At 67.7% G+C, this 7,185-nt stretch carries 9 protein-coding genes and 1 pseudogene; 8 read left to right on the top strand and 2 right to left on the bottom strand.

What is annotated here, in order from left to right:
• Nucleotides 1-780 precede the first annotated feature (780 nt).
• The 3 genes from GAS53_RS54205 to GAS53_RS54195 all read left to right on the top strand — a co-directional run bounded on the left by GAS53_RS54205 (nt 781) and on the right by GAS53_RS54195 (nt 2,970).
• Nucleotides 781-1,425, top strand: coding sequence for an alpha/beta hydrolase (locus GAS53_RS54205; protein WP_318724793.1), 645 nt, complete (start codon nt 781-783; stop codon nt 1,423-1,425).
• A 13-nt stretch (nt 1,426-1,438) separates the two neighbouring features.
• Nucleotides 1,439-2,092, top strand: coding sequence for a hypothetical protein (locus tag GAS53_RS54200; RefSeq protein ID WP_151485202.1), 654 nt, complete (start codon nt 1,439-1,441; stop codon nt 2,090-2,092).
• 410 nt (nt 2,093-2,502) lie between these two features.
• A complete protein-coding gene (locus tag GAS53_RS54195; RefSeq protein WP_151485201.1) occupies nt 2,503-2,970 on the top strand; it encodes an SRPBCC family protein in 468 nt (155 codons plus the stop codon).
• 353 nt (nt 2,971-3,323) lie between these two features.
• Here the strand turns inward: GAS53_RS54195 and tnpA are convergent, their stop codons facing one another.
• Nucleotides 3,324-3,752 (bottom strand): IS200/IS605 family transposase, encoded by a 429-nt coding sequence (gene tnpA / locus GAS53_RS54190; protein ID WP_151485200.1) that lies wholly within the window; start codon nt 3,750-3,752, stop codon nt 3,324-3,326.
• Between the two features lie 50 nt (nt 3,753-3,802).
• Here tnpA and GAS53_RS54185 point away from each other — a divergent pair, with 50 nt between their 5' ends.
• Both GAS53_RS54185 and GAS53_RS54180 read left to right on the top strand, forming a co-directional pair.
• Complete coding sequence (locus tag GAS53_RS54185; protein WP_151485199.1) at nt 3,803-5,017, top strand: RNA-guided endonuclease InsQ/TnpB family protein; 1,215 nt, start codon at nt 3,803-3,805, stop codon at nt 5,015-5,017.
• A 183-nt stretch (nt 5,018-5,200) separates the two neighbouring features.
• Nucleotides 5,201-5,467: a hypothetical protein gene (locus GAS53_RS54180; protein ID WP_192583721.1), complete on the top strand. Its 267-nt coding sequence runs from the start codon at nt 5,201-5,203 to the stop codon at nt 5,465-5,467.
• A 92-nt stretch (nt 5,468-5,559) separates the two neighbouring features.
• Here the strand turns inward: GAS53_RS54180 and GAS53_RS54175 are convergent, their stop codons facing one another.
• Nucleotides 5,560-5,901: a sigma-70 RNA polymerase sigma factor region 4 domain-containing protein gene (locus GAS53_RS54175; protein WP_151485198.1), complete on the bottom strand. Its 342-nt coding sequence runs from the start codon at nt 5,899-5,901 to the stop codon at nt 5,560-5,562.
• Between the two features lie 113 nt (nt 5,902-6,014).
• Here GAS53_RS54175 and GAS53_RS55885 point away from each other — a divergent pair, with 113 nt between their 5' ends.
• From GAS53_RS55885 to GAS53_RS54165, 3 genes and pseudogenes are all read left to right on the top strand, one after another.
• Entirely contained in the window at nt 6,015-6,158 is a 144-nt protein-coding gene (locus GAS53_RS55885; RefSeq protein WP_192583720.1) for a hypothetical protein, read from the top strand.
• A gap of 104 nt (nt 6,159-6,262) precedes the next feature.
• A pseudogene (locus GAS53_RS57495) lies at nt 6,263-6,514 on the top strand (barstar family protein); the annotation flags it as partial.
• Nucleotides 6,515-6,672: 158 nt separating this feature from the next.
• The gene (locus tag GAS53_RS54165) at nt 6,673-7,092 is read left to right on the top strand and encodes an SUKH-3 domain-containing protein (protein WP_192583719.1); all 420 of its coding nucleotides are present in this window, start codon (nt 6,673-6,675) and stop codon (nt 7,090-7,092) included.
• Nucleotides 7,093-7,185 lie beyond the last annotated feature (93 nt).

Genomic DNA, 7,185 nt, shown 5'->3' with positions numbered 1-7,185 from the left:
AACGCGCCTACATCTACCTCGGCACCCTCACCCTCGCAACCCTCCTCATCTGGCTCCGCACATGATCCGAGAAACAGTGCCTAGCTCGCCGAGCAGCTGGGCATCGGTGACGCGGAGCCGGCCGGCCTGAAGGGTGAGGTACGTGGCGCGCGGCGTCCGCAGTCGTGGGTACCTGTCCGTTGAGTTCCTGGATCTGGCTGGTGCTGCAACTGTGCTCCGTGGTCGAACAGCAGAGCCCGTTTCGCGGTATTCCTCCAGCCTCCGGGAGGCGGCGGTGACGCCACATCATGTTTTCGTCCTGACGAATGTCACGGCGAAGTGATGACACCACGCCCTGCCGGGCGACCGGGAAGGCGGCTGAGATGGATGCATGACCTGGACACCCGTCACCGACACTGAGCGCCTGAACCTCACCTACGGCGACGTCCACCGCGTGAAAGGGCTGCCCTACGCGCTCGGCCTGGCCGTCCTCAACCTCTGCGACCCCTCCCCCGTCGACATGCCGGTCCGCATGACCGGTTACCGGCAGGGGCCGTCCCATGACCGCCCGTGCCGGCGCCCCAGTGCGCCCCTCAGGAGGACATCAGATGCAGCGAACCTTCTCCCTCGCTCTCGCCTCCACCGCGGAGGCGGCGAGGGCGATTCCGGGCGTGTCGGTGGCGGCGACGCCGGACACCGTGCGGGAGTCCGTGCCCGGAGAAGACCGCTTCACCCTGTCTCGCGTGCTCGGCGCTCAACGTCCCGCTGGACCACCGGGATCCGGACGGCCGGCGCATCGAGATGACGATCTCCCGGCCGGCGAGCGAGGAACCCTCGCAACGCCGCGGCGTTCTACTGGCCGATCCGGGCGGCCACGGCGGCCACGGCGGCCACGGTACTCAACTTCCCGGCCTTCTCCACAGCGATGCGGCCATGTCCCTGCTCGCCAAGACCTGGCAGGCGCTCGACACAGACCGGTCGCTGCCGCCCAGCCCGCCGTCGGCGGACCCGGACAATGCCACGTCGGCCCCTTTTTCTATGTTTTGGGGTGATCCGCGTCGGCCGGGGACGGTCCGGGAGTATCAGCGCAATATCGCGGTCGACCGGCTGAAGCACCCGATACCGGGCGGGTCCACGGCCGGCGTCGGACCGTACCAGTTCTGGCCGGACAAGCGGGTCGAGCCGCCAGTGCGCATCGGTGACCGGGGCCCGTCGAACGTGCTCATGGTGCACAACGGGCGCGCCCCGTCGGCGCCGTCGGCCGGCGCCCAGAAGCCGCGGCGGGCGTTCGGGGAGCGGGCCACGCTGGTGAAGGCCGGCCACGGCAGGCACGGTGTCCATCCGTTCGGCCGCACCACCTGCGCGAACGACGCCGTGACGGCGTTCCTGAGTGCCGGGCAGCGCCCGTCGCGGGACCTCGGCTGTGCGGCAGAGCCGAGCGAGTAGCAGGAGCGGAGACATGTTCAACGAGTGGCGGCGTCGTCGAGCGGCGCAGCGGGTCAAGCCCGGGGACGGGCGAGCGCTGAAGCGTTTCCGCTGGTGGCAGTTGCCTTTCCGCGCCCTGTTCTATCTTCGGCTGACCAACGACGACGGCCGGCAGACGCTCTACGCCGTCGACGTCAGGCATTGGCAGAATCAGTCGTCCGGCCAAGTCAAAGCCCATCTGTACCTCGATGGCAGGCAACACGCCCAATCCACACTCCCTGCCGCCTTCCCCGTCCCAGGCGGCACCGTCGAAGTAAAGATGAGCGCCTTCGGGCTCAAGCGCTGCCACTACGTCACCGCCGAGGGGGCCGAGCACCAACTCGTCCCGGACCGCGACTCCGCCGAAGGGCGCCGCGCGCGCTTCGACCGCGCGCACCCCGCACTGAGCCGCTGGATCGGTTTCCTCTCACAGGTCGTACTCGTCACCGCCCTGGTTCTCCTCATCTCACAGCTCATCGGACCGGTCACCCAGGTGGAGCCCATCGCCCAGCGCATCGGGACTTTCACCTCGCCCATTGCTCTGCCGGCATGGCTCAACATCACGCTCGGGGCCGGCACATTGGCGGCCAGCACGGAACGGGCGCTGCGACTGCGCTACAGCTGGCTGCTCGACGGCGGGGCGGGCTGAGCCCGACGCTTATCCAAGGCCCCGGCAGGCGGGCGCTCTGAGGCGCATCGGGGACAGGCCTTCCGGCGAAGGTGCCCCACACGAGCCGCAAGCTGTTCCAGACGAAGACGCTGCCGACTGGTTCTCCCTCGACGGGCGGGGCCTGTCGCCGGCCTGCCGTCCGCGGGTCGAACAGCACATCCGGCCAGTACCCAATCAGCATCGCCGGCGTGCCCCTCGGACGCGCCGCCCGCGCTGTCTGCACGGTCCCGACCGGAATCCGCTGATGGCCCTCTGGCCGCAGCGACATCGCCGCGACTCGCACGGCCGACACCACCCCGCGCCCAATCCGCCAAACACGCCACCGGCCCAGGTATCAGCACCCGCCAACGTCACCAGCAGAGCCGCCTCTTTGGTCCTAGGATCGGGCCATGAGTAGGACCGATCGCGCGAGCCGGATGATCGCGGCACCGCCGGCGACCGTCTACGGCGCCCTCCTCGACCGGGAGGCGCTCGAGGCCTGGCTGCCGCCGGAGGGTATGCGCGGGCGCGTCGAGCGGTGGGATCCCCGGCCTGGCGGCGGGTTCCGGATGCTCCTCACCTACCTCGATGCCACCGGCAGCCCCGGCAAGACCTCGGATGCGACGGATGTCGTCGAGGTCGGGTTCGTCGAACTGGTGCCACCCGAGCGTGTGGTGCAGCGGGCGGTGTTCGAGGCCGACGACCCGGCGTACGCGGGCACCATGACGATGACCTGGCACCTCGCTGCCGCCGGTGAGGGGACCGAGGTGACCGTCACCGCCACGGACGTACCACCCGGCATCGACCAAGCGGCCCACGAAGAAGGGATCGCCTCCTCGCTGGCGAACCTGGCCTCGTACGTCGAAACGGCCGACTGACTCAAGTCGGCTGCGCCCGGGCCCAGCCGCGATGCTCGCGCGCGCGGAGTCATTGCCATTCCTGAACGGGCGAGGTTGGTCAAGGGCGATGTTCCTGGGGGGGGGAGTTGACGACTCCAGACAGCGCCGACCGGCTGGCGGTCGACGGGTGGTGACTGCGGGACAGTGCGAGTTCGCGGAACTTGCGCGCTTCCGTGTCGGCACTTCCTGACCCAACCCCGGGCACGGCGAGGACGTCCGAGCACGGCCGTACGACGAGCGCAGGGCGCTGCTGAGCCATCCCTCTCTTCGGAGGGATTCCCCGCCTTCAGGCGGGGAGGGAATCCGATCTCGGAATTGCTCTAACCCGCAGGCTAGAGCGGACGTTTTTGCTGCTCGATGTACTGCTTGACGATCGCCAGTGGCGCGCCACCGCAGGACCCGGCGAAGTAGGAACCCGACCAGAAGCGGCCGTGCATGATGAAGCGGTTGACGCGGCCGGTGAACTCCTGCCGCAGGTAGCGGGAGGACACGCCCTTGAGCGAGTTCACCAGGGCCGACAGGGCGACCTTCGGCGGGTAGTGCACCAGGAGGTGCACGTGATCCTCTTCGCCGTTGAACTCGATCAGGTCCGCGCCGAAGTCGGTGCAGACGTTCCGCATGATCTCTTCGCAGCGCGTCAGCATGTCGTCGTTGAAGACTTCACGCCGGTACTTCGTAACGAACACCAAGTGCGCGTGCAGATGGGAGACGACGTGACGACCCCGGCGGATATCGGTGTTTGGTTCCCAGCGTGGTGACATGAACCAAGCGTCGTAGGATCAAGGAGCTCGACCGGGAGGGGGTGGGCTGGGTGATCCGTGCGTACAAGTTCCTCATGCGGCCCACCGTGGGCCAGCAAGCCGCGCTGGGCGAGATGCTGCGCGATCACTGCTCCCTCTACAACGGGGCCTTGCAAGAACGCCGCGAGGCCTACCGGCACGCCTCGAAGACGAGCGTGAAGTACGGGCAGCAGTCCGGACAGCTCAAGGACATCCGGGCTTTCGACCCCGAGCGGCAAGGCCGCTGGTCCTTCTCCTCGCAGCAGGCGACGTTGCGCCGGTTGGATAAGGCGTTTGCCGCGTTCTTCCGTCGGATCAAAGCCGGGGACACGCCCGGGTACCCGCGCTTTCGTGGGGTGAACTGGTTCGACACGGTGGACTTCCCCAAGGACGGGGACGGCTGCCGGTGGGACTCCACCCCGCACGACCCCGTGACCCGGGTCCGCTTCCAAGGCGTTGGGCACGTCAAGGTCAACCAGCACCGCGCGGTGATCGGCAAGGTCAAGACCGTGTCGGTCAAGCGCGAGGGCCGCAAGTGGTTCGTCGTGCTGACCGCCGAGCAGCCCCGGCCCGAGCCGCTGCCCGCGACCGGCTCAGCAGTAGGCATCGACCTCGGAATTGCCTCGTTCCTCACCGACTCAGGCGGCGTCCACGTCGCCAACCCGCGCCACGCACGCAAGGCCGCCGCGAAGCTCGAAGTCGCGCAGCAGGCACTGAGCCGCTTCCCGCGCCGCAAGGCCAAGGACCGTACCCGCAACCACCAGCGCGCCGTGGACAAGGTTGCCCAGCTCCACGGCAAGGTGCGTCGCCAGCGGCTCGACCACGCACACAAGACCGCGCTCAGCCTGGTCCGTGAGCACGACTTCATCGCGCACGAAGACCTCAAGATCCGCAACATGAGCAAGGCTCCCGCGCCGAAGCCCGACCCCGAGCAGCCGGGCAGCTTCCTGCCGAACGGGACCGCGAGCAAGGCCGGGCTGAACCGCTCGATCGCTGACGCCGGTTGGGGGGTGTTCCTCGCGATCCTGAACGCAAAGGCTGAAAGCGCCGGGCGGGAAGTGATGGCCGTGGACCCCCGCAACACCTCCCGCACGTGCCCTGAATGTGGGCACACCGCCAAGGAGAACCGGCCCACCCAGGAAAAGTTCCGCTGCCTCTCGTGCGGCCACCGGGCACACGCTGACGTCGTCGGAGCAACCAACGTTCTTCGGGCCGGGCTGGTCCGTCGCGACGCCAACCAGGCATAGCGAGAAGCCACCCCGTATACGGGGTGGAGGAGTCACTACAAGCCCATCCAGAAGGGCAAGAAGAAGAGTGGGCCGGGTGGGAGCGTCACTTCGACCCCGGCGAAGGTGACCGGACCGTCGTTCACGGTCATGGTGTGGAGCGGCAACTGAGTTGGACGGCGAAGCGGACGTGGAGGGGCGAGGATGAAACGGCTGTGGGGGCTCGGCGTGGCGGTGGCCGCCGGGGCGGCGCTGCTGCTCGCGGGATGCAGCGCCCCGACGGATTACAGCGAGATCGTCACGTTCACGGACGAGCACGGCCGCGTCTGCACCGCGGCGGTGGTCGTGGACAAGGAGCAGAATGAGGCCGACGACTACGAGATCTCCAGCCTCGACTGCGACTACCCCCCGGAGGGCCAAACGCCCGGGCCCACCCGCTACTCGCCCCTGCCGGAGCGCGATGCAGAGTGAGCGGCGTCAGCCGTCGAAGTCCAGCCCGGCCGTGCGATGCACCGCCATCACGGCAGTGAGCCACCTGTGCACTTGCCGCTTCCTGACCGCCGTCAGGCCACGGCATGCCGCCCCATGTCAGCGACGAGCGAGCCCTGCACGGCGAGGCGCCAGTAGGAACTTCGCTCCCTGGCCCAACTGCCACCGCGCCACGTCCGGGCACGGGCGGTGTTCCAGAGGATCTCTTCGATGCGGGCCATGGTGTTCCTTTCAGTCCAGGACGGCGGACAGATGATGCTCTCCAGGAAGCGGACGGCGTGACGCTTGCTGGAGCGCACCGTAGCCAGAGGCACACTGAGGAGTGCGGAGACGTCCTCGGAGGGGAGCCCGTACAGGCGCCGTAGCACCGTCACATCGAGCTGGTGGTCGGGCAGCCGGCTCGTCGCTTTGAACATCTCCAGGCTCTGCCACCGAGCGGCTGAATCCGCGGGCTGAGCAGCGTGTCTGGCGGGCGGGGCGGCCGGCTCGCAGCAGGGTGGTGGGTACCTGTCGCCGTCGAGGAGGAATCGTGAAGCATCGTGTCGTCGCCGCCTTGGCCGTTGCCGTCGCTGGGTTGATGCTTTTCGCAGTACCGGCTGCGGCCCAGGGCGGGCATGGCGAAATCGGGATCGACGACTGGAACATTTTCGTCACCAACATCGGCCTGCTATAGAGCCGAGCCCAGCCTCGGGGAAACGGCCAACTGCCCTGCTCAAAATGGCCCATCACCAAGTGGTGACCGAGTTCTTGTGAACGGAGCACGGCCATGTCTGGGGCGTGTGCGCCGCAGCGGACGGACTCTTCGGGGAGCCCCGGCGTGGGACGTACGAACTGTTCGACTGGGTCCGGAAGGTGTCGAGGTGCGCGGTTGGGTCGGCAGCCGGGTGTGGCTGGTGCCGGACGACGAGGCACTCGAGCCCTGGCTGCTGGAGGACGCGGAGAGCCCAGGGCAGCGCCCCGGGGCAGACAGTCTCGTGCTCACCGGCCTGGACCGACTGCGAAGGGCCGCCCGAGGGACACCGGGGTCAAAAGGGCTGCGAAGCTCTCAACGGTCTCTGGCTCTCGTTCTGTGGAGCGACTACACAGTGTTTGGAAGCACGGGGGGCTCGTCGGTGTCCCTCAAGTGTTGAGATGATCGCCTATCGATCTCTGGGGGACGGTTCATTGTGGGCAGTTGGACACCTGAAGTGCGTGAAGTGCTGGAGGCAGCTGGTTGGGCGCCGGGCCGGAAGGTCGACACAGGGCACTGGCGGGCGCAGTTTGCAGCGGTGGGGCTGCCTATGCACGAGGCTGCTGAATTGTTTCTCGCGGAGTTCGGTGGGCTGTCCGTAAGAGTGCATGGGCCTGGTATCAGCTGTGCTCGGACGCCGTTTGAGTTCGACCCTGAGCTGGCGGTGGGTGAGGAGTACCGGTTCAGCGAGTGCAGCAAGACGATCGGGCGCCATCTCTTTCCGCTGGGTGAGCTGGACGAGGGGCGGCACTTTCTCGGCATCGACGAGTTCAGCGAGATCTACCTCGTTGAATTGCGGGTGGGCAGTTTCGGCCGGATGCCGGAGGCGATGGAGAACCTGGTCCTGGGGGTCATGCCACGACGCCTCGCTGACTGATCATCACTAGTGTCCTGCGCCAGTAGTTGATCGTTAGTAGTTGCGTGACTTCTGCTGCTGGTGCGTCAGTTCCTCGTCGGGGCCCGAAGCTTG

Source organism: Streptomyces albicerus (genome assembly GCF_008905045.1).
Taxonomy (GTDB): domain Bacteria; phylum Actinomycetota; class Actinomycetes; order Streptomycetales; family Streptomycetaceae; genus Streptomyces; species Streptomyces albicerus.
Note: the sequence above shows the minus strand (reverse complement) of the source record. Positions and strands in the feature narration are given on the sequence as shown.

Excerpts from the sequence above, each read along its gene's own strand:
- GAS53_RS54205 (WP_318724793.1), top strand. The coding sequence starts at position 781 with ATGACGATCTCCCGGCCGGCGAGCGAGGAACCCTCGCAACGCCGCGGC.
- GAS53_RS54200 (WP_151485202.1), top strand. The coding sequence starts at position 1,439 with ATGTTCAACGAGTGGCGGCGTCGTCGAGCGGCGCAGCGGGTCAAGCCC.
- GAS53_RS54195 (WP_151485201.1), top strand. The coding sequence starts at position 2,503 with ATGAGTAGGACCGATCGCGCGAGCCGGATGATCGCGGCACCGCCGGCG.
- tnpA (WP_151485200.1), bottom strand. The coding sequence starts at position 3,752 with ATGTCACCACGCTGGGAACCAAACACCGATATCCGCCGGGGTCGTCAC.
- GAS53_RS54180 (WP_192583721.1), top strand. The coding sequence starts at position 5,201 with ATGAAACGGCTGTGGGGGCTCGGCGTGGCGGTGGCCGCCGGGGCGGCG.
- GAS53_RS54175 (WP_151485198.1), bottom strand. The coding sequence starts at position 5,901 with ATGTTCAAAGCGACGAGCCGGCTGCCCGACCACCAGCTCGATGTGACG.